Genomic DNA, 21145 nt, shown 5'->3' on the forward strand with positions numbered 1-21145 from the left:
AAATGTAAGCATAAAAGCAATTTTTTACTTCAATATTTTTGTTGAGTGTATTCATTATAGCCATGATTTATGGGCTTTAAATAAACTTTATCTAGGCACTAAAACAACTCATATTTACACTTTATAAAAAAATTACAAAGAAAAAGAGATAAATATGAGCTTTTGCTTAATGATATTGATATATGACAACCTTTTAAGCTCAAAAAGTTGTAAAAAAAAGATTCTGAGATTGAAGTGCGTCGGCTAAATTTGATTAAACCCAACTTGGTAAATGATTAAATAGTAGTTTGTACTTCTTTATACTGATAAATATCCAAATAAAATTACTGAAAAACTATGAGAATATAGATACTTCATGAAATTTAGGTAAAGTTAGCTGTCATCCTGGGATATTTACTAGTAAACCTTCGCAGAAATACAGCTAACACCACAATTAACAAGACTTGGAGAAAAATTAATCCTCTTTTCAAAGTTAGATAAATTTCCGCATTGCCGTAATAGGTGCATCAAACCTAAGTATTCTGTAGTTTACTTAGTACTCAGTAATGCCCCTAACTTCTCAGCGCTGAATCTGGTTAATATGCGAATCAAATATATCTCAACTTACATTTCTTATAGCCGTAATCCTGAATGTCAGATTACAGCTATGAATGCAACTATTCCAATTTGAGTTGGGGCATGAGTTGGAGAGTGCCAATACCTAAATCTTTCGGTGAAAGCGATCGCGTTTCAAACAAAGCCATCATGTCTCGTAACTGAGGATTGCCACGGGAAGCTCCTGTTAATCCTTTAGCAATGATTAAGCCACAGTAGCCCTTAGTATTTTTACACCTCTGATTCCATTTTTTTCGAGCTTCTACATGAATAGGATCTTCATCTAAAAATTCACCAAATAGGAACAATTCACCATTTTGAGTTTGCAATAAACCCAGATCGTAGCGATCGCCATCGAAAGGATCGGCACCTGGATTAAAGCAAATTGCTCTCAGCCCACCAGCTGCTTCAATTCTTTCAATTACAGTTTTAGCCTTGGGGCGAGAAGTTTGAATTAAAATCACCGGCAAACCGTCACCCACTTGTTTAATTTCACCAGCCTTATGGTAGATTACCCCCTTACGGAGGTGATCCAACATTTCCCAGGACACTACGCCTAAGCTGAGAAAGGAGTCTTCCGGTATCAAGTCATCTTGCAATGATTGGAAATTTGAGGAGTCAAGGTTGTCAATTTCCTGATCATCTTCACCAAAGCCTGCCATTTCCTCTAATTCTGCTGCTAACTGCGGCATTGTAGAGACTGTCACAGCAACAGATTTAGTTGATTCTTCCGACTGCGGCAGAGATATGCGATAGCGACGGCTGAGGGTAGGGAAGATATCCTCATGCAAATGGCGGCGGTGATCGCGAATAAAGCGGATCAGACTTTCGATCGCAACGAAGATTACCAGTGCTTCTTCGTCATACAAAACAGACCGCAGTCCTTCTAAGGGGTGGATATTACCGAAAGTAGGGTCAATTTCTGATAATGGCAGATCCGCCAAATCACTTTCTTCATCATCGTCTTCATTTTCGTCTTCATCAGCACTCTCAAACGTAAGAAACAGACAATCTTGCTTGAGAAACGCTTCTTCTAGATGCTCTGTTGAGTCTTCATCTTGTAAAACTGCGGTGCGAAACTGTTTTAAAGACTCTTCTGAGCGATAAAACAAAATCCCATACTCCATTCCCAGCATTCCCATGACTGAGGCGTAGAGTGTGCCAACATCCCACTTATTAATCTCGATTGACAAAATTTGCTGTTCTTCCAAAAATTCCCAAGGTGCTGCTTGCCAAATTGCAAATGCTTTCTCTCGCAAGATTTGTGCATACTGTGGGGGTAAGTCAGGGGTTTGACTATCGAGGATGTCAGCGAACCCGCGAAATAGTTCGTCAATTAAAGGCAGTTCTGGTGCGTAGTCAATGGCGATATCCAAATCTTGCAGCACTCCCCGCAGGTAAAATTGGATCTCGCGGTCTTTGACTACAATTCTTTGGGGTCTAGCAGGTCTTGCCGGACTGTGGGGATGCTCCATTGCTCGCATTAAGGTACGAACGATTGCTTCTGGGCCAACATCTGAGGCTACCACGTCCATTCCTCGGACAACACCTTGGGAGTAATCTACCCAAAGAATGCATTCTCCCTTTTCCTCAGAGTCTGAGTGCTGGTTTGGTGATGACAACGGACGGCGATCGCCCTCCCATACAGAAGGAATTTGAGTTAATTTCTTCAAGCGACGACTGGTAGAGCGATTAAAACTTGTCATAGAGTAAGTTAATCAAAAGAAGCAATTTGAAAGTAAACTTTGGGGGATAGCTAGCCTCGGATTAGGTTTTTATGGCTGCACCTGAAAGATAGTTGCTTCTCAGACAAGCCATGCTTGAACTCCAAAAATACCGAATCTCTAAACACACTGAGTCTCTCAATTCTAGAATAAAAACCTTTGGCTGCTTTTAACGGAGTGTTTACAATTTGGCATCTAACGACATCTAAGCCGCTAGAATGAATACAAAAACACCAAGGGAAACCCAGAGGCATTAACAAGCCGATATCGGGTAAAGCTTAGACTAATTAAGGAGTGAAAAAAGCAGATGACACAAGCAATTCAGTCTCAACAACGCGGAATTCTGTTGAGCGAAGCCGCATTGCACCAGGTAAAATCCCTCCGGGACAAGCAAGGCACAGACTTCTGCTTACGGGTAGGAGTCCGTCAGGGTGGCTGTTCTGGGATGTCTTACATGATGGACTTTGAAGACACTAGCAAGATCACCCCGCAGGATGAAGTTTTTGACTATGATGGCTTCAAAATTGTCAGTGATCGCAAGAGTCTCTTATATCTCTACGGTTTAATGCTCGATTACAGCGATGCCATGATTGGCGGTGGCTTTCAATTTACTAACCCCAATGCCAACCAAACTTGCGGTTGTGGCAAGTCATTTGGGGTTTAGCCAAGAGGAGCCGATCACGTGCGAGGTTTTCCAATATTGATTGAACTCGCCTTCAATAGTCAAGAGTCAAGGTTTTCTAACTCTTGACTATTGGCCTATGACTATTGAATCATGGCTAATGACTATTAACTAATGATTATTGACAAACTTACTATGACTCAAACAGTTGAATCCCTGTTTGATACAGGTTTAGAACGCTATAAAGCAGGAGAGGCAGTAGATTCTTTAATCCCTGTATTTAAAGAAGTGTGCGATCGCGCTCCTAAAACGAGTGCCGCTTGGATCTGTTTGGCGTGGTTGTATCTACTCGATAACAAGCCCAACTTGGCTTACAAAGCTGCACAGAAGGCTGTCAAGTTAAATCCACAAGACCCACAGGCTAGAGTCAATATCGCTTTAGCAATGCTGGAAACAGGTCAAAAAGGTTTACGAGAACATATTGACATTGCACAGCAGCTAATTTTTGTCAACCCAGAATGGCGCGATGAAATAAAAAGCAGTATCGAAGACGGTTTAACTAGAAAACCAGATTGGCAGAGTTTGACAAAAGTCAAAAATTGGCTGTTGGAGGAGTGAGAAGTTAAGAATACAGACGCGATTGCTCGCGTCTGTAGAGGAGTGAGGAGTTAAATTTAAGTCGATAACTCTCACTTCTAACTTATCCGTAGCTTAGTTAGCAGTCATAAAATTTTGGGCAATTAGACAACAGGGTAGATGAAAGATAAATTGTTAAATTGGCTAAACACAGTTTTAGTCGCAGATGTTTTTTTAGTTTTGTTTGGCTTTGTCTGGTTAGCGATCGCTGCGATCGGTGATTCTGTGGGAGTAAATTTGGGTTTAGATTTGTGGCATCAACTTTGGCAACCCGTATTTAACCCAGCGATCGGCATCCTCATGGGCGGTGCAATTCTCAGTGGTATTATCAGTTGGGTTTCCAAAAAATTTCTCTCTAGTCAAGAATAAAGCAATTGGGGATTGAAAAGAGACAGAGGGGCAGGGTGCTGCTCTTACTGAGGGGAAAACTATTCTCCCTTGCTCCCTACTCCCTTGCCTCTTCCCCATTCCCCTTGACTCTACGCAAGAATTTGTCTTAGTGCTGACTCTAAATTAGGATATTTGTACTCAAATCCTGTTTCCACAGTGCGCTTAGGAAGGACTTTCTGACCTTCTAAAACTACTATAGCCCCGTCTCCTAAAAGAGCTTCGATCGCAAAAGCCGGAACGGGCAACCAAGAAGGGCGATTCATCACTTGTCCCAAAGTTTGGCTTAAATCTGCCATTCGGACTGGGTTAGGGGTAGTAGCATTGTATATGCCTTCTATTTCCGGTTTAGTTAAAGCTTGCATAATCAAGTTAACTAAATCGTCTATGTGAATCCATGAGAACCACTGCCGACCACTGCCAATGGGGCCACCAGCGAAGAGTTTGAAAGGCGGAATCATTTTACCTAAAGCCCCACCATTGCCCAGAACAATCCCAAAACGCAGAATTACCAGTCGTACACCAGCATCTTTTACCTTTGTCGCCTCTGCTTCCCAGGCTTGGCAGACCTGGGCAAGAAAATCGTTACCAGATTGGCTTGTTTCATCAAAGTTTGCCGTTTCACTAGTGCCGTAGTAGCCAATAGCTGAAGCATTAATTAACACAGTTGGCTTGGGGTTAACGTTGGCTATTGCTTCAACTATTTTTTGTGTGCCTAACTTTCGGCTATTGAGGATTTCTTGTTTGCGTTCTGGTGTCCAACGCCCTTCACCAATAGGTTCTCCTGCCAGATTAACTACGCCATCACAACTAGCTATGACACTTTGCCAAGTACCAGATGTATTTGGTGTATAGGCAACAATTTCTACATTGGGGAAAGCCTCAGATGGAAAAACCTTTTGAGCAAAAGTGGTGTTCCGAGTTAATACTACTATTTTATGACCTTTTCCGTGGAGTTGTTGTACCAAAAGACTACCGACAAATCCTGTTGCTCCAGTAATTGCTACTTTCATTCATTTTCTACCTCAGCCAAATTCTTATTGTAAAGTTTTTGATCGACCTTTCAGCCGACAGCACTTTCTTTGTGGATAGAACAGATGCAACTGTATCAGATGCAAATAATAGCCAAAACCCTGATTCTAAAGTAGCGGCAATTCATTAATTACGCTTACAGCGTGTAGTTTTGCGTAAGTCAGATGTATATCTGGTGATGCCTAATCTCAAAACTCAAAAACTTTGCTTTTTGAATGACTTTCCGTTTAGATGCTTCGGTATTATAGGATGGACGGAGTGTTGCAAGGCGTGGGGCTATTATGGCTCGCTATACCTGTTCGTTTATTGTTTCTGTTGCTAGTGACCATCTGTTGCCGTTACTTGTAGAACTTCTACAGGACTGTCAGTTGGATATTCAATACCATACGGGCGATTACATTATCGCTCGTCAGACTCCTGGTAATGTTCCTTTTCCTAAATTGATCACAGTAGAAGTACTGGTTGATAAATCAAAATCTACTGAAACAGAAACCCGGATGAGTATTGTGATTAAAAATGAAGAACTACCTCTCCAACTAGATAATTACTGCCGACAAATGTTTGAATTTATCAAGCAGGCTATTGAAAGTAGCCGCCATTGGCATTTGATTGAAAGTATTGCAGGATAGCTTTGGTAATTGAATTGACAATCCCACGGCTTTAAGCCGTGAGAGTGTCAAATTGTGGTTGGTAGTTATAATTCAATCTCCCAGATCCTCTAAATCCTCGGCCATACCGGGGTTTATTAGTGTAATGTCGTACTCGCTCGAATCCGTTTGTCCCAAACGCTGAGTGTTTTTTAAAAGGTAATAAATGGCACGGACTTGAGGACCAAAAACGATCTCGTCTTCATTTCTGAGATCGTGGTTTGGTATTTTACGTCCATTAATCATCAAACCGTTGGAACTAGCTTTACCTTTGGCATCGCCATCCACAATCCGGTAATAGTAGCTATGACTATTATGCTCTCGTGGCAATCTCACTAATGTGGCATGGCGGCGGGAGACAAACTGCGACATCAAACGGATATTACACTCGCGGTCTCTACCGATAGAGTAGACGGGTTGCTCCAGAGAAAATTCTTTGCGACCTTGATCGTCTTCAATAATCAGTAGATGGTTTTCATTGGTTTCTGCTGCCATTGACAAATCGGTGGAACTGTGGTTTAACAAGATTTGTTTCGTATCGTACTTTGCCATTTTCGGGCACCGTCAGTCTGTGGTGCTAATCTAAATAAGCTTTAAAATTGCATAATACCTTGAAAGAGTAGAACTTGGTCGTTCTACTCCAGTAGCTATGATAGCTTTTGTAGGTGTCTTAACAGGCTTTGCGATCTGCGTAAAACCTGAATATCGGCTCAGTGTAACAAATAATTACGAATTCGTAATGACGTTCTCTACAAGAAGCAAGCTACGCACAGCGTCTCGTAGAGAACGTCATTAGTAATTACGAATTAAAAATTGTTAAGTTGAGATGGGAATGACTAAGATTTGTTATGGGAAATTTTAGGTTCAACAAAGTATTCTACGAGTGACGAGCTAATCGCCTTAATAATATTGAGTTTGTGACGACGCTAACAGAGCTAAAAGCCATTAATGCAGCAGCACCAGATGGGTTAAGGACAAAACCCAGACTAGGGAACAAAACACCTGCTGCTAAAGGAATGCCAACTGTATTATATGCAAAAGCCCAGAATAAATTTTGGCGGATTTTGTTGAAGGTGGCGCGACTAAGCTGAATAGATTCGACTACATCGTTTAAGCGATCGCGCATTAAGACAATTTCAGCAGTTTCCATTGCCACATCTGTCCCGGAGTGTAAAGCAATTCCTACATCTGCTTGGGATAAAGCTGGAGCATCATTGATTCCATCTCCTACCATTGCCACTACCGAGTAGGTAGTTGTGGGTGAGGAGTTAGGAGTTCCTTTTGTCGTCCCTGCTTGCTGTAAAGACTTAATTGCGGCCGCTTTTTTGGCTGGGGGAACACCTGCTATGACATCAGCGCCGTCTAATCCTAGTTGTTTGGCTATGGCGCTAGCTGCTTCTGGGCGATCGCCACTGAGCAACATTACCCGTAATCCCATCTGACGCAATTTGTCTACAGTGGATTGGGCATCTGGTCTGAGGGTATCAGAAACAGCAATTAATCCGGCTAGAGTTCCCCCAACTGCTACGCAAACGACTGTTTTACCATCTGTTGCCAAATCCTGTGCTACCTGTTGTGCAGTTTCACTAATTGCAATACCGTGCCAACTCAACCAGTCCCAGTTACCCAAAAGTACAACTGTGTCCTCTACCACAGCAGACACTCCTAATCCTGGTTCCGTGTGAAAGTCCACAGCTTCTGGAATAGATAACTGTTGCCGCAGTGCTTCTTGCTGAATCGCTTTTGCTAGGGGGTGGTGAGTACCGCTTTCTACGGCTGTTGCTAGTTGAATTAAGGATTGGGCATTGAGAATTGGGCTGTTATTCTCTGCCTCTTCTCCAGTTCCCAATTGCTCGATTAACAGACAATCTGTAACGATGGGATGACCTGTGGTCAGAGTGCCAGTTTTATCAAATACCACGGTATCTAACTGGTGTACTTTTTCTAAAACGTCGCCGCCTTTGATTAACAAACCCCGTTCTGCGCCCATAGCAGTCCCAACAAGAATAGCTGTTGGGGTAGCAAGTCCTAAAGCACAGGGACAGGCGACTACCATAACTGCGATCGCTAGTTTTAAACTAATTAATAAAGGGGAGTGGGGAGCTTGATGTGTAACGTGGCTCATCATCTCCATCTCACCAGACATGGTGATATCAGTCCAAAGATGAGTACCGAAAAAGTACCAAAAGACAAATGTTAATAAAGATGCTGTTAATACTCCGTATGTAAAGTAACCAGCGACTGTATCGGCTAATTTTTGTACTGGGGCTTTCCGAGTTTGGGCAGCTTCTACTAAAGCAACAATTTGAGCTAGAGTTGTATCACTTCCAGTCCGGGTTGTCTGAATAGCGATCGCTCCTGACTGGTTTAGTGTACCCCCTGTCACCGAATCTCCCGGTTGCTTAATTACTGGCACGGCTTCCCCAGTCAACATGGATTCATCGACCGTTGTTTGACCAAGCACCACTTCACCATCGACAGGGATTTTATCACCTGGCAGCACCTGTAACCATTCACCAACCCGCACCTGTTCGGCAGGAATCTCTACACTAGAAGATCCCACTCCTCCTTTTTCTGGGTTGGCAATCAATCGCGCTACCTGTGGCTGGAGTGCTAGCAATTTCCTAAATGCAGCAGCAGCGCGACCTCTAGCTTGTTGCTCTAATGTTCTTCCCAAAAGAATAAAGCCCAGCATCATGACTGGTTCGTCAAAGAAGCACTCCCAACCCATTTGGGGAAAGAGTAGTGCTACTAAACTAGCAATGTAGGCTGTCAGCGTTCCCAATCCTATCAGGGTGTTCATGTTAGGCGCATTTCGCCGCCAGCCTAGCCACCCATCTACTAAAATCGAGCGACCGGGAATTAATAGCGCCACTGTAGCCAATCCACAGTGAAACCAGATGTTATTTAACAGTGGCAGCACTGAGCTACCAAGATTACCAAAATGTCCACTTCCCGACAATAACAGCAACATTGCAGCGATCGCCAACTGCCTAACAGAAGACCGCATTTCTCGGCGTTGTCGTTCTGCTGGGTCTGGTAAGGTAGATATTTCACCTGCGACTGTGCCCCTAGCTTTTCGGGGTTGAGTTGGAAATCCAACGGCTGTTAATCTCTCTGCTAGTGCATCTGCATCTACCGCACCAGTTTCTGACTCTACAACTGCTACCTCTGTGGCCAGGTTCACACAGGCACTCTTGACTCCTGGATGTTGGGTTAGCTGTCGTTCTACCGCGTTCACACACCCAGCACACTTCATACCTCCAACATCGAGAATAATTTTCTCTAAGATTGGGTCAAGTTCTGGGGCTAGCTTAGTTTTTGGGACAAGTTGCATGGCAAGTGTTTAGATTCGCTACAGAAATTCAACGCCTGACTAAAAGCGTCTCTAATTTGAGCGTAGGCTAAATATGGAACTACGACTGTATGTCAACCCTATTAAATTTCTTAATTTATCGTACTTCGCTAAGGGTCACTGACGACTCCAGCGTAGATAAGTCACATAAATGATAGCTACAACCTGCATTGGCATGAGGACAATCAGGCTTTTCCAAAAATTGTGAATTTCCAAATTAGACATGGCGCTAAAATAGCCAAAGCCCAACAACAAGAACAGTATCCAGATCAGCTGTTTACGTTTGATGGTTAGCATAGCAGTAGGATTCATAATTTTTTAACAAAAAGCTCTAGTTATACCTATAAATCTGCACAGAATACACAATAGCTTTCATGAATAGTTACTCAAGAAAGAAGTTTACCCAAGGGGGGAGTTAATAAATTTTCTGCCAGTGCTGCAACCAAATTGCCTTGGGAAATAGCTATAGAGCGAGTCATCCCACAAGTTGGAAATGGAATTCCAGTTAAATGCTGGATAGGACAAACTAAGAATCCTACTCTATAACCTTGGTGATAAAAATAAGTACCAAGTAGGTGTACAGGAGAATCCTAGTAAACCCCACCGAACTAATTTCCCTTCGTATGACAAAATTGTCAGATTTAATCTAGTTCAGAAGATAAATAAGCAATAAGTGTTACTGGAAACAAATTCGAAAATCCAGTATTAACAAACTTACATAACTTACGCAAACATTAGCCGAAACCCTTGTTTTCATGTAGATGCAAAACTTTTCCTACAGAGTATTGCCCCTAAAACTTGTAGTTTTGCGTCAGCACTAACTTATTCCCAAGATACACTCAAGATATATAACTTTACAGAGCAACCCAAATGGAAAATCTAAGTTTTTAGAACCAGCCCTGCTTATTCACAAAGTAGGTATTTACAAATTCTTCAGGGGACTTATTCAAATAGATCATGCCTTCGATTAAACCTACAAGTTGCATAATTAACAAGGCAATACCGTAGGTAAAAGAACCCGCTACTACAGAAACCACCAACATGATAAAGCCTTCTGGAGCGTATCCTAGAATAAATTTATGAACCCCAAATCCTCCAAGGATAATTCCACAGTAACCAGCTAGAAGTTGTTTGGTAGGGTGACTGGGGTTGAGATTTGACATATTAAATGCTGCTCCTTGATAAGTAAGATATAAAAATAAAGTCTTTATTGTAATCAAAGCAAATACATTTACTTGCTTAATAAATACATTTTTAATTTTTTCAGTACAAGTAAGCCCCAAAATGACTAAAATCAGCGTGCTTCTATTTTAGAAGAGACGCTAAAATATCTTACGGCATAGCTTGAAAATCTAGCGCTCCTTAATAAATTTTGGTTTGGTGGATTGGATGACTGCAAACTCTGTTGCAGAAGTTTTGCAGCTTTTCAAGTAAGACATTTGGTCTTGAGAAGAATAAATCTCAATAATCATCAAAAACTGCAATACCACTTTTTACAAGTCCATCAGTATTATTTCCGGGTTTTTTTATGATCGCTTCCACTGGTAGTGAAACGCCATTGCACCAATGACAAGATTCAGTTATTGGCTAAAATCACCCGGATAAGAATAAATGCTTAACTAGATATTTTGTTGTCTATGTTAACAGCATTATCTGAATTGGCTTTTCAGCTAGTATTTATGCTTATAACCAATTATAACCAGTAAATTGTTCTTACATAAGCAGATAAAATCAGATATTTACATTTTTAGCAACAGTGCAGTGTAAGTATTAATTGCTACCTAAAACAAACAGACTTAATAATGTACCACTATTCCAAAGGCTGTGTAGGAGCATAGGAGCAAGGAGGTTGCGCGATCGCGTGTAGACTACCCCTAAAACGATCCCCAATGCTGTCAGGGGAAGAATTTCCGATAAGCTGAGGTGAGCGATCGCAAACAATAAACTACTGATTATAATCGATCCCCATACGGGTAAGTAACGAGTTAGAGAAGGTAACAAAAAGCCGCGAAACAGAATTTCTTCAAAAAATGGAGCAGCGATCGCTGCTGTAAAGAAAAATATACCAAGTGCTACCCCATCTTGGCTTTCTAGGGCCAGTTGCAGCAGGGGGTTACTACCACCCTGCCCTTGCCATAGCTGTTGATTGATTAAAGATACCATCACAACTATAGGTAAAGCCGTACAATAGCCGCCCAGTCCCCACAGAAACCAGTTATTTTTAAGACGGAAGCGGAACCAAAATTCCGGTAACGGAAAAAATGGCTTGAGAGAGAAATACAGCACTAACAGCGCACCGAATGCTACCAATAGGTAACTAACCAAAACAGAAAAAGCCTGAAGTCGCACATCAACAATAGGGCGCGGGATGGGTAACACCGATATCACCAAGGGCACAAAAATTTGCCCCATAAAGAAAAAGCCGACAATAAAAACCTGCAAAACCGTTTCACCATCCCAAGGCGTTGACCAAGGAATATCAGCATTTTGAGCTACTAACGAGGCTTTTCCTTTCAACAAGCGTTGAGCAAATAATAAAATCAGCAATATTAGACCAATTAAAGCCGCTAAGGTAGGAATAGTACCAATAACCGCTAATTTGAACACCGCTTGAGCAGCAGTTTCTTTTTGTGCAGCTTTTACTGCTAATAAAGCATCTTGTCGTTGTTGGAGTTGGTATAGCTGAACCAAAGCACTAGAGCGAAACCAACCTTCTAAATTCTTTTGAATCCGTTCTTGAGCATTTTGGAGCAGACGGGGAGGATTGCTCCACAGTCCACTCAATACAGCTGCGGTTTCTCCAAACTCTGGATTGACATCTGAGCGTTTTTGTAATTCGCTCCAAGTTTTCAGGGCTGTATCCGTCTGTCCTTGCTGTGCTTGTAAAATTCCCAGGCGCAGGTCTAATTCAGCCACTAATTTTTGTAATTGCTTTAGGGACTGCTGTAACTGTTGCTTTCCTTGTTTAGAGGTTTTAGTAGTCGGAGGAACTTCAGGTAGAGGTTTAGGAGGTGTGGGAGTTATTTCAGATTGAGAGCGTAATTGTGCAAGCTTATTGTTAATTTTGTCCAAATTCGCTTGAACTGACTGACGTGCCTCCTGATATTGCTTTGTGGCGCTTTCTAGGGGTTGCTCACCAAGTATCGCTTCCCGAATCCCTTGAAGATTATCATCACCGCTATCTTCTGATTGCCAACCTTGGGCCTGCAAAGCAATATTGGTTTGGTACAGTTCCAGGCGACTTTGGAACTGGGGTTCTTGCCAACTACCAAATAAAGCCGAAACTGCCAACAGAACTGCTATCGGCGTTAGCACAAAAATTAAAACCAACCGCTTGAATGTCATCTATCCCCCTTTGACTAACCAGTGGAGAGCGCGTCCCCCTTGGGAATTATCGCAAGAAAAAGTCAGAGGTGGATAAATATCATTAATATAAAGGTTTTAAGTTTGGCATCGCTAAAGAAACTCCAGTCCTAACTCAAGACTTTGAAATTCGATACTGCTGGGCAATGTAATAAAACAAACGATAGTAATCTTGAAATTCTTGGCTTTTGCTTCGTCCCTGCCAACAGTATTTCACTTGATCCTGAGTTAGTGTCAGTGTCATAGAACCTACTCTTTGATCAACTTCTACAACTAGCACCCCAGATACTCCTTGGGCGGTTTGAAAGTTGGGTTTGATCTTTTTCACTGGCTCTTGCTCTGTAACAATCGAATTCAGTAGCTGCTGACTTGCCCACCCTCGAATTTCCACCGTTTTGTTTTGGGGCGAAATAAACGCAATTCCATCACCATTTGCTGGGTCTGCTGAAGAAGTCCAGTTACTCGGATATGGAAATTCAAAGCCATAACGGGAGTTGCTATAAGTTTTCCATGCGATCGCTCCAGCGTTAAAATCATTTGCAGTACAACCCCACAAAATTATTAACAGGGCAATAACCCCGCTAACGCTGGCAGCAAACCGATAAATTCTTCGTCCCAAACTACATATTTTATTCGCAGTAGCCATTTACATTACACATTTTGCCAAAGTCACTGATTTTATAGAAATACCAGAAACTCAGATCAATACCTTGCACTGAAAGAGCGCTCATTAAAAATTAAATATTCTTTCAGGATATTTACCATTCTCTTTTGACTCCTCAGTAGAGAAGCTTATAAAGAGTGCTTTATCACACAATTTATGTACAGTGCATCTCAGACAGCCGAGGTAACTTTGGAGCTTTTTCACTTCCAAACCAACACATCTTTGCAATTTCCACCAAATCTTTCTGTAATTTGCATTGGTAAGCCAAACGACCAAAAACTACCAGATATTGATATCTCTGGCTTACCAGATTCGGATGTGGCATCTCGCATCCACGCACAAATTTGGGTGAATGGGGACGAATACCATATTACCGATTTGGGCAGTTCTAATGGTACATACATTAATGGTGCGAAACTTAAACCTCAAGTTTTTTGCCCACTGCATGTAGGAGACAGAGTTTCCTTTGGGCAGGGAGACAAAATAACTTTTATGCTTAGGGTGCAGCAACACTCTGCATCTACCGCAAAAAATCCTACACCAAATTCCGCGCCGACGAAAATTACAGCGCTTAACATCGGCAAAGAAGAGGAACAAGTAATCTTTGCTAGTAAGCTTATCGGCTTAGGGCTAATCCTCGCAGGCATTACATTTTTAAGTACAAGTATCTATGTGAGCGTTTACTTACGCAGCACACCTGGAATTTTGCTGTGTATGGGAGGTGTAGTAGCTCTAAATTGGGGTGGGCACGATAATCGGAAGCTAGGATGGGTTTTGATTGGAATCGGAATTGCTCTATTCATCGCCAGTGGTGTTGTAATCGGCTCTGTGTCTCTTTTCTCTATGCTGGTGTCATTCGCTGGCATCTCTTGTGGATATCAGTTGTTTACAACCGGAAAGGTGTTCAACTTTAATCCACTTACACTCCAAATAGTTAAAAAATAAGCCAAGTTAGGGAATCATTAATTAGCGATCGCTAATTTCCATTGAGGTTTCAGGATTTGAATCCTAAGCCATGATTAACTTCGAAGAGGTTTGTCGTGAGGGATTTATCACTCAATAAATAGCATTTCAGCTCCTAATGTGAATAAATGTAACAAAAGTAGCGTCAAAACGTTTTGCTGTCTTGACAACCAATAGAAGAACCGATAAGTTGATATACATACCCGGGTAAGACCGTTAAAGAGTTATATGCAAACGCAAACTAAGCAAAAGGTTACTTTGTATTTATCGCCAGAGTTGCACAGAAAACTGAAGATTCGTTCAGCAGTTGATTCCGAACCAATGTCAGAACTTGCCGAACGTGCCCTTGGTTTTTACCTATCTAATCAAGAATTGGTTGACGAGTTAGAAGATTCTTCTTATGGGCGGACTCATAGAGTTTATTCATGCCCAACTTGTGATAGCTCGCTAGTCTTACGTGATGGGGAACTGGTTACTTTGGGCAATCAACCAGGAGTAGTCGGTCAAGAGCATCTTTCCATTGATGATATTGATGGAGATGAAACCAACCCCAAGGGTGAGGAAGAGTTAGTTCCTTGCTAGATAGATAGGAATTATGGATTATTCATTCATGATTCGGTTGTCTTTACCAGAAGCAATGTCTCTACTGTCTCTATAAGGTCTCAAGTAGGTCGAAGTATGAAAGAAGAGCTCAATATCCTAATTCAAGCTCAATACCCTTTAATCTACCTTGTGACCTCCGAGGAAGAGCGGGCCGAGCAAGCAGTTTCCACAATCGCCCAGTTGTTGAAGCCCCAGCGCCGAGTATTTGTTTGGACAGTGACCCACGGGATTGTGGAATATGGTCAACCCCGGAATGTCACCCAACATAATACCGTTTCTCCAGAGGCGGCGATTGAGTGGATAATCCGGCAGAAAGAACCGAGTATATTTATTCTTAAAGATTTACACCCCTTTATTGATGCGCCTGCAACAAATAGATCGTTACGTGATGCGATCGCTAGCTTTAAAGGTACGCAAAAGAACATCATTTTAATGTCCCCGATGCAACAAGTGCCTATAGAGTTGGAAAAAGAAGTTGTTGTTATAGATTTTACACTGCCAGATATGGCAGAGTTAAATAAAGTACTGACTCAGCACGTAGACCAAAATCGTGGTCGGCGGTTGACAACAGAGGCTAGAGAAAAGCTCCTCAGAGCAGCTTTAGGTCTAACTAAAGATGAAGCTGAGAAAGTCTACCGAAAGGCGCAGGTAACTACAGGGCGTTTGACGGAAGATGAAGTAGATATCGTTTTATCTGAGAAAAAGCAACTAATTCGGCGCAATGGAATCTTAGAATACATTGAAGAAGATGAAACCATTGATGCAGTAGGTGGCTTAGAAGAGTTAAAAAGATGGCTCAAGCAACGCTCTAACGCTTTCACAGAAAGAGCAAGAGAGTATGGTTTGCCTCAACCAAAAGGGATGCTAATTCTCGGAGTTCCCGGTTGCGGTAAGTCATTAATTGCCAAAACTACTTCCCGACTGTGGGGTTTACCACTGTTGCGGTTAGATATGGGCCGAGTCTACGACGGCTCAATGGTGGGACGAAGTGAAGCAAACTTGCGGAACGCCCTGAAAACAGCAGAATCTATTTCCCCAGCGATTTTGTTTATCGATGAATTGGATAAATCCTTTGCTGGTAGTGGAGGTTCTTCTGATTCCGATGGGGGAACATCAAGCAGAATCTTCGGCTCTTTCTTGACATGGATGCAAGATAAGAAATCACCAGTGTTCGTGATGGCAACTGCCAACAGAGTAGAACGCTTACCTGGGGAGTTCTTGAGGAAAGGACGCTTTGATGAGATTTTCTTTGTCGATCTGCCAACACCGGAAGAACGGCAACATATTTTTAATATTCATCTGACCAAGCGCCGTGAAGACATCTCTAGATTCGATCTTGAGCAACTAGCTAAGATGTCTGATGGCTTTTCTGGGGCAGAAGTTGAGCAAGCGATCGTTGCGGCAATGTATGAAGCTTTTGCCCAAGATCGGGAGTTCACCCAACTAGATATTATTGCTGCACTGAAGGCAACATTGCCGCTGTCTCGAACGATGCAAGAACAAGTAACGGCTCTGAGAGATTGGGCCAGACAGCGCGCACGCCCCGCAGCATCCTCCGTAGCTGAATATCAGCGAATGGAGTTTTAAAAGCTTTCCTCTGCCATCCCAGGGGGAAAGGCTAGCTCTGAATGCTAGCAGTTATAAGAAAAAGCCGCATCCTGCTAAGAGCGGCTTCGCCCGAAACAAACCGTTGTCGTTTTTCTCAATCTTCTCATTGGAGGAAACCCAAATGTCTCACTTTAGCACCCTGCGTACCAAGATCACCGATGCCGAAATCCTCAAAGCTTCTTTGCGCGACCTCGGTATCAGCGTAAAGACTGAAGCTGATGTCCGTGGTTATAACGGTCAGCGCGTCCGTTCTGACATCGTTGCTATGTTAGATGGCGAATATGACCTCGGCTGGTCTCGCAACAGCGATGGTTCCTTTGACCTAATTGCTGACCTGTGGGGCGTTGCTAAGAAGCACAACCAAACCGAGTTGATCAACTCAATCAACCAAAAGTATGCCGTTAACAAAACTTTGGCTGAAGTAAAACAGCGCGGTCTGCAAAACGCCAACGTGAAGTTGGTATTGCAATAACAATTTCTCTGCGCGTTCCCAAAGCTGCACGGGTTAACCATATAAATAGCGGTTAGCCCGCTTTTTTATCGGGACTGAGATTTATTTCTCAGTCCCGATTTTTATCTAAATTTTAAATTCTTAGCTCTAAGATTGAAGGATAACAAAATGGTGGTATATCAATAATATAGGTGAAAAAAATTTATTTTTATCTCAGGCTAACTTTGACGAATACTTTAAAGATGAATTACCGTTAATTATAGATAAAGTTATTGAAAAAACCCTAGAAGCAGTTTATGCCGAGTATCCAGGTAAAATAATTTACCAAGTGTTTAGAAATTTAGATAAACATAGAGTATTAAAAGAGAAAGTTTTAGAAATTTTTCCATCCAATATTTGAAACAATCTGAGTTCCACTGATTTAATTAGATACTATTGGAAATACTTCTTAGTATATAAACTTTTTTTGCAGTTCCTCTGTTATCGCCTCCCAGCGACCGCATTTTATCCATTGGCAAGTGAGAATAGAGAGGAGTATTTACAAAAGCTATGAGTACCCAAATTATCATTACCCTACCAGATGATATTTACCAACGTGCAGAACGCTTTGCACGATTGGCAAATCGTGATGTTGCCAGCATTTTAGTAGATACCATTCAACTTTCAATTCCGCCCGTCAGTGAGGACATTAGTGATCTTGAGCCCGTCTCTGTCCTTTCTGATGAAAAAGTCCTGGTGCTGACCGAACTGCAAATGGAAGCAGAACAGGATGCTCGGTTGAGCGAACTGCTTGATCGCCAACAATCAGGTACTCTTAGTGAAGGCGATCGCTCAGAGTTACAAACCCTGATGCAGGTGTATCAAGAAGGACTTTTAAGAAAAGCCACTGCGTTAAGCGAAGCTGTCAAACGTGGGTTAATTGAACCCTTAAGCTAGTGAGCCAGATTCCTGAAAAAGTGCGGGCGCAGATACGCATACAGGCGAATAACCAGTGCGGTTATTGCCTTAGTCTCCAAAAGTATGTTTTGGGAATTTTAGAAATTGAACACATCATTCCCAAAGCAGCAGGCGGTACTGACGATGAGGAGAATCTGTGGCTTGCCTGTAGGTTATGCAATGCCTACAAAGGTATTCAGACCCATGCCAAAGATATAATAACAAACCGTAAAATCAAACTATTCAATCCTCGTCAACAAAAGTGGTCACGTCATTTCACTTGGGTAAACAATGGCACTCAAATTACAGGTTTAACTGCCTGTGGTCGTGCAACTGTATTAGCTTTGCAACTAAATAATCCTTATGCTGTAACTGTCAGGCAAGCTTGGGTGTCTGCTGGTTGGCATCCACCAACTGAAATTTGAGCAAAAGCGCGTTTTACTGCATCGTGGAATATGTCTTTCGCTGCCATAGATTCTTAAAATTTTGATTTCGCTACTATAAAACTAGCGTACTCTTTACCAAACCTGACTTAAATCTAAAACAAAACCAGTTAGTAAAGGTTCAGCATCAAGGGTTTTAGGATTATCTAATTCCTCAACTGCAATATTAGGACGATAAATAAAAACTCGGTGCTGTTTTCTATCAATTAACCAACCAAGTTGCGTGCCATTATCAATATACTCTTGCATCTTGTCTTGCAAAATTCGTAAGTTATCGCTCTCAGAACGCAATTCAATCACAAACTCAGGACAAATCGGTGCAAATTTTTTTCGCAGTTCTGCTGGTATAGCTTCCCAGCGATGGCGTTTTATCCACGCTGCATCAGGCGATCGCACTGCACCATTAGGCAAAGTAAATCCACCACTGGAACCAAACCCTACACCTGTACCATCTTGCTTTACCCAAATACCCAACTGAACAATAACGTCAAAGTTGCGTTCATCAGTTTCGGAACCAGTAGGGGGCATAATCACTAATTCTCCCACAGCATTGCGTTCGATGCGAAAATCACGGTTTAGCTGACAAAATTCGTAAAACTGATCTTCGGTTAGTGCGATCGCAGGTTGCAATTGCAAGACCATTGGTATAATTTCTGTGGCTATAGGTAAGTTAATGGTCATAATTCATATTTTGGGGCTTCACCTGTCTTTAGGATATATCTTGGCAAAATTTAAGGGGTAGTTATGTAACCACCCCTTTATTGCCCTAATAATTTAGAATTTACTTGCAGACCCCTTAATGGGAAGTTAATTTACTCAGAAATGTTAATCGAACTTTCAACTTGAGAAGTAGCCAATGTTGGTGCAGAGAAAATCCGCGAGTACAGACTTGATGGTTGCTGATGAGCAACAACTGGTAAAACTTGACGAGCATGAGCAGCTAATTCCACTGCCTTCACATCATAAGTCTGCGTTACCAATTTGGGATAGAAACCAATACCGATGATTGGCAGCAGTAAACAAGCGGTAATAAAGATTTCGCGGGGTTTGACATCAGATATTACAGCATCTAAGTGCAACTCTTGACTTTGATCGCCGTAGAACACTTGACGCAGCATCGACAGTAAATAAATTGGTGTCAAAATCACGCCAACTGCTGACAGCAGGACGACTACAATTTTGAAGCTGGAACTGTAAACATCACTGGTGGCGATACCCAGAAATACCATCAACTCACCCACAAAGCCACTCATTCCTGGTAAGGCGAGAGAAGCCATTGAACCAATGGTAAACAGAGCAAAGGTTTTGGGCATTACCTTGGCCATACCACCCATTTTATCCATCATCAAGGTGTGGGTGCGATCGTAAGTTACGCCAGACAGGAAGAACAAGCTAGCAGCAATCAATCCGTGGGAAACCATCTGTAGCACTGCACCGCTTATACCCAGTTCTGTGTAGGAGGCAATCCCAATCAGCACAAATCCCATGTGGGCAATTGAAGAGTAAGCCAAGCGGCGTTTGAGATTGGTTTGGGCAAAGGCACAACAAGCACCGTAGACAATATTTACTACACCCAAAATTGCTAACACTGGGGCAAAGGTTACATGGGCATTGGGCAATATTTCCACATTGAAGCGGATCAGAGCATAACCACCCATTTTTAACAACACACCAGCCAAAATCATCGAACCGGGTGCAGATGCTTCACCGTGGGCATCAGGTAGCCAAGTGTGTAAAGGGAAAATTGGTAACTTCACACCGAAGGCAATCAAGAAACCTGCATAAACCAACAATTCCAAGGTTTTAGGGTATTCTTTCATTCCCAGAGTCGCCATATCGAAGGTGACGTTATCTCCAGAGAATGCCATTGCAAAACCAGCAATCAAGATAAATATTGATGCGGCGGCTGTGTAAAGAATGAATTTGGTCGCCGCATAACGGCGATTTTGTCCTCCCCAGATGGAAATCAGCAGGTAAACCGGCACTAACTCGATTTCCCACATTAGGAAGAACAGCAGCAAGTCTTGGGCGACGAATACGCCAAGCTGGGCGCTGTACATCGCTAGCATCAAACCATAAAATAATCGCGGCTTGGTAGTTACTTTCCAAGCCGCGAATATTGCGAGAGTATTTATTAAGCCTGTTAGAAGCAGTAAGGGCATCGATAAACCATCAACCCCCACAGCCCAATGCAAACCTAATTGCGGTATCCAAGGATAGTTTTCTACAAGTTGGAGTCTTGAACTCTGAAAGTCGTATTTATACCAAAAGGCATAAATCATCAGTGCAAAGTCAGCGATCGCAACTCCCAGACCATACCAACGCACAGTTCTACCTTCTTTGTCTGGGATCAGGGGGATGGCTAAGGCAGCCACCAAGGGTAAGAGGATTATGGCTGTTAGCCAGGGAAATTCAATAGCATTCATCACTTCTGACAATCAATTTGGCTTCTCACTTTTGATTTCATTATATTAAGGAATCTATACTTTTGTAAACTATCTTGAACTCTAGAAGATTTAATCTTAACTATTTACAGGAATATATACTCATTGAATCTCAAATCATCAGGATAAATAAGAATAAATACTTATCGTATTTTGCCGCTTTCCATTCTAAATGTAAACTTTTGCAACGTCAACTAAAGCCACCGTTACAATACGGTTACATTTTCTAGTTAAATTTAATTGTCGGTTGACATAAAATATCGACGCAGCTACAGTGCCAAGTTGCAAAACCTAGGATTATAGCTGCGTCAGTATATTGATGAACAGGGTTGTGTAAACTATGTTGCGTGGAAAAAAGAGCAGCCCTAAGCAGTTGCAGATTGGTTTTCGAGGGGAAAAATCTGGCTTTTAAATATAATTGCAACAATTTCGAGCAACTGGCATTCTGGATAAACCTTTACAATGCGTTCACCATTTCGACAATTTTGGAGAGATACCCGATAGAGTCGATTCGTCCGCGAATTTTAGGGATTTCCAACTGGCTAGCTTTTTTGTGATTCTTCCAACGTCGGCTTTATTATATGTTTGGGGAAAGTTTCAGTTTAGCTGAAATAGCGTACTGAAGAACCATAATTTTGCTTAATTATTAGGACTTACGCACACTCTACTAATT

The 21145-nt window shown here is 42.1% G+C and carries 21 protein-coding genes; 10 read left to right on the top strand and 11 right to left on the bottom strand.

Going from position 1 to position 21145, the window contains the following annotated elements; translation table 11 throughout:
- Positions 1-656: 656 nt before the first annotated feature.
- On the bottom strand, positions 657-2300 hold the full coding sequence (locus tag G1O98_RS10350) for a hypothetical protein (RefSeq protein WP_163928718.1): 1644 nt from the start codon (positions 2298-2300) through the stop codon (positions 657-659).
- A gap of 325 nt (positions 2301-2625) precedes the next feature.
- Here G1O98_RS10350 and G1O98_RS10355 point away from each other — a divergent pair, with 325 nt between their 5' ends.
- From G1O98_RS10355 to G1O98_RS10365, 3 genes are all read left to right on the top strand, one after another.
- A complete protein-coding gene (locus tag G1O98_RS10355; RefSeq protein WP_012407303.1) occupies positions 2626-2982 on the top strand; it encodes an iron-sulfur cluster assembly accessory protein in 357 nt (118 codons plus the stop codon).
- A gap of 153 nt (positions 2983-3135) precedes the next feature.
- Entirely contained in the window at positions 3136-3558 is a 423-nt protein-coding gene (locus G1O98_RS10360; protein ID WP_163928719.1) for a hypothetical protein, read from the top strand.
- A gap of 138 nt (positions 3559-3696) precedes the next feature.
- Positions 3697-3945 (top strand): hypothetical protein, encoded by a 249-nt coding sequence (locus G1O98_RS10365; RefSeq protein ID WP_012407305.1) that lies wholly within the window; start codon positions 3697-3699, stop codon positions 3943-3945.
- 110 nt (positions 3946-4055) lie between these two features.
- On the opposite strand, the gene G1O98_RS10370 is transcribed toward G1O98_RS10365, so the two are convergent.
- Positions 4056-4976, bottom strand: a complete 921-nt coding sequence (locus G1O98_RS10370; protein WP_163928720.1) for a TIGR01777 family oxidoreductase — start codon at positions 4974-4976, stop codon at positions 4056-4058.
- A 300-nt stretch (positions 4977-5276) separates the two neighbouring features.
- On the opposite strand from G1O98_RS10370, the gene G1O98_RS10375 reads away from it, so the two are divergent.
- Entirely contained in the window at positions 5277-5624 is a 348-nt protein-coding gene (locus G1O98_RS10375) for a hypothetical protein (protein ID WP_012407307.1), read from the top strand.
- A 72-nt stretch (positions 5625-5696) separates the two neighbouring features.
- Here the strand turns inward: G1O98_RS10375 and G1O98_RS10380 are convergent, their stop codons facing one another.
- The 7 genes from G1O98_RS10380 to G1O98_RS10410 form a co-directional block, all read right to left on the bottom strand.
- Positions 5697-6194, bottom strand: a complete 498-nt coding sequence (locus G1O98_RS10380) for an FHA domain-containing protein (RefSeq protein ID WP_163928721.1) — start codon at positions 6192-6194, stop codon at positions 5697-5699.
- Between the two features lie 325 nt (positions 6195-6519).
- The gene (locus tag G1O98_RS10385) at positions 6520-8979 is read right to left on the bottom strand and encodes a heavy metal translocating P-type ATPase (RefSeq protein ID WP_163928722.1); all 2460 of its coding nucleotides are present in this window, start codon (positions 8977-8979) and stop codon (positions 6520-6522) included.
- Between the two features lie 135 nt (positions 8980-9114).
- Positions 9115-9309 carry a hypothetical protein gene (locus G1O98_RS10390; protein ID WP_228058364.1) on the bottom strand — a complete coding sequence of 65 codons (195 nt, stop codon included), beginning with the start codon at positions 9307-9309 and terminating at the stop codon, positions 9115-9117.
- Between the two features lie 74 nt (positions 9310-9383).
- The gene (locus tag G1O98_RS39830; protein ID WP_243458393.1) at positions 9384-9476 is read right to left on the bottom strand and encodes a hypothetical protein; all 93 of its coding nucleotides are present in this window, start codon (positions 9474-9476) and stop codon (positions 9384-9386) included.
- A 408-nt stretch (positions 9477-9884) separates the two neighbouring features.
- Entirely contained in the window at positions 9885-10160 is a 276-nt protein-coding gene (locus tag G1O98_RS10400) for an NINE protein (RefSeq protein ID WP_114084755.1), read from the bottom strand.
- A gap of 607 nt (positions 10161-10767) precedes the next feature.
- Entirely contained in the window at positions 10768-12342 is a 1575-nt protein-coding gene (locus tag G1O98_RS10405; RefSeq protein ID WP_163928723.1) for a CPBP family glutamic-type intramembrane protease, read from the bottom strand.
- Between the two features lie 133 nt (positions 12343-12475).
- Positions 12476-13006, bottom strand: a complete 531-nt coding sequence (locus G1O98_RS10410) for a hypothetical protein (protein WP_163928724.1) — start codon at positions 13004-13006, stop codon at positions 12476-12478.
- A 174-nt stretch (positions 13007-13180) separates the two neighbouring features.
- Between G1O98_RS10410 and G1O98_RS10415 the strand changes: the two genes are divergently transcribed.
- The 6 genes from G1O98_RS10415 to G1O98_RS10440 all read left to right on the top strand — a co-directional run bounded on the left by G1O98_RS10415 (position 13181) and on the right by G1O98_RS10440 (position 18010).
- Positions 13181-13969: an FHA domain-containing protein gene (locus G1O98_RS10415; RefSeq protein ID WP_163928725.1), complete on the top strand. Its 789-nt coding sequence runs from the start codon at positions 13181-13183 to the stop codon at positions 13967-13969.
- Between the two features lie 246 nt (positions 13970-14215).
- Positions 14216-14569, top strand: coding sequence for a hypothetical protein (locus G1O98_RS10420; protein ID WP_163928726.1), 354 nt, complete (start codon positions 14216-14218; stop codon positions 14567-14569).
- Between the two features lie 96 nt (positions 14570-14665).
- On the top strand, positions 14666-16177 hold the full coding sequence (locus G1O98_RS10425; protein WP_012407316.1) for an AAA family ATPase: 1512 nt from the start codon (positions 14666-14668) through the stop codon (positions 16175-16177).
- Positions 16178-16319: 142 nt separating this feature from the next.
- Positions 16320-16670, top strand: coding sequence for a DUF1257 domain-containing protein (locus G1O98_RS10430; RefSeq protein WP_012407317.1), 351 nt, complete (start codon positions 16320-16322; stop codon positions 16668-16670).
- Positions 16671-17198: 528 nt separating this feature from the next.
- Complete coding sequence (locus G1O98_RS10435; RefSeq protein ID WP_163928727.1) at positions 17199-17585, top strand: hypothetical protein; 387 nt, start codon at positions 17199-17201, stop codon at positions 17583-17585.
- Complete coding sequence (locus G1O98_RS10440; protein ID WP_163928728.1) at positions 17585-18010, top strand: HNH endonuclease signature motif containing protein; 426 nt, start codon at positions 17585-17587, stop codon at positions 18008-18010. Before G1O98_RS10435 ends, G1O98_RS10440 begins: the two co-directional genes overlap by 1 nt.
- 93 nt (positions 18011-18103) lie before the next feature.
- Here the strand turns inward: G1O98_RS10440 and G1O98_RS10445 are convergent, their stop codons facing one another.
- Together G1O98_RS10445 and G1O98_RS10450 are read right to left on the bottom strand one after the other, a co-directional pair.
- Complete coding sequence (locus G1O98_RS10445; RefSeq protein WP_163928729.1) at positions 18104-18709, bottom strand: Uma2 family endonuclease; 606 nt, start codon at positions 18707-18709, stop codon at positions 18104-18106.
- 131 nt (positions 18710-18840) lie between these two features.
- Complete coding sequence (locus tag G1O98_RS10450) at positions 18841-20454, bottom strand: NAD(P)H-quinone oxidoreductase subunit 4 (protein WP_163928730.1); 1614 nt, start codon at positions 20452-20454, stop codon at positions 18841-18843.
- Between the last annotated feature and the right edge of the window lie 691 nt (positions 20455-21145).

Source organism: Nostoc sp. UIC 10630 (genome assembly GCF_010747425.1).
GTDB lineage: Bacteria > Cyanobacteriota > Cyanobacteriia > Cyanobacteriales > Nostocaceae > Nostoc.

Bases quoted from the DNA above. Each gene is read 5' to 3' on its own strand.
- G1O98_RS10350 (WP_163928718.1), bottom strand. From the start codon at position 2,300: ATGACAAGTTTTAATCGCTCTACCAGTCGTCGCTTGAAGAAATTAACT.
- G1O98_RS10355 (WP_012407303.1), top strand. From the start codon at position 2,626: ATGACACAAGCAATTCAGTCTCAACAACGCGGAATTCTGTTGAGCGAA.
- G1O98_RS10360 (WP_163928719.1), top strand. From the start codon at position 3,136: ATGACTCAAACAGTTGAATCCCTGTTTGATACAGGTTTAGAACGCTAT.
- G1O98_RS10365 (WP_012407305.1), top strand. From the start codon at position 3,697: ATGAAAGATAAATTGTTAAATTGGCTAAACACAGTTTTAGTCGCAGAT.
- G1O98_RS10370 (WP_163928720.1), bottom strand. From the start codon at position 4,976: ATGAAAGTAGCAATTACTGGAGCAACAGGATTTGTCGGTAGTCTTTTG.
- G1O98_RS10375 (WP_012407307.1), top strand. From the start codon at position 5,277: ATGGCTCGCTATACCTGTTCGTTTATTGTTTCTGTTGCTAGTGACCAT.
- G1O98_RS10380 (WP_163928721.1), bottom strand. From the start codon at position 6,194: ATGGCAAAGTACGATACGAAACAAATCTTGTTAAACCACAGTTCCACC.
- G1O98_RS10385 (WP_163928722.1), bottom strand. From the start codon at position 8,979: ATGCAACTTGTCCCAAAAACTAAGCTAGCCCCAGAACTTGACCCAATC.
- G1O98_RS10390 (WP_228058364.1), bottom strand. From the start codon at position 9,309: ATGAATCCTACTGCTATGCTAACCATCAAACGTAAACAGCTGATCTGG.
- G1O98_RS39830 (WP_243458393.1), bottom strand. From the start codon at position 9,476: ATGACTCGCTCTATAGCTATTTCCCAAGGCAATTTGGTTGCAGCACTG.
- G1O98_RS10400 (WP_114084755.1), bottom strand. From the start codon at position 10,160: ATGTCAAATCTCAACCCCAGTCACCCTACCAAACAACTTCTAGCTGGT.
- G1O98_RS10405 (WP_163928723.1), bottom strand. From the start codon at position 12,342: ATGACATTCAAGCGGTTGGTTTTAATTTTTGTGCTAACGCCGATAGCA.
- G1O98_RS10410 (WP_163928724.1), bottom strand. From the start codon at position 13,006: ATGGCTACTGCGAATAAAATATGTAGTTTGGGACGAAGAATTTATCGG.
- G1O98_RS10415 (WP_163928725.1), top strand. From the start codon at position 13,181: ATGTACAGTGCATCTCAGACAGCCGAGGTAACTTTGGAGCTTTTTCAC.
- G1O98_RS10420 (WP_163928726.1), top strand. From the start codon at position 14,216: ATGCAAACGCAAACTAAGCAAAAGGTTACTTTGTATTTATCGCCAGAG.
- G1O98_RS10425 (WP_012407316.1), top strand. From the start codon at position 14,666: ATGAAAGAAGAGCTCAATATCCTAATTCAAGCTCAATACCCTTTAATC.
- G1O98_RS10430 (WP_012407317.1), top strand. From the start codon at position 16,320: ATGTCTCACTTTAGCACCCTGCGTACCAAGATCACCGATGCCGAAATC.
- G1O98_RS10435 (WP_163928727.1), top strand. From the start codon at position 17,199: ATGAGTACCCAAATTATCATTACCCTACCAGATGATATTTACCAACGT.
- G1O98_RS10445 (WP_163928729.1), bottom strand. From the start codon at position 18,709: ATGACCATTAACTTACCTATAGCCACAGAAATTATACCAATGGTCTTG.
- G1O98_RS10450 (WP_163928730.1), bottom strand. From the start codon at position 20,454: ATGAATGCTATTGAATTTCCCTGGCTAACAGCCATAATCCTCTTACCC.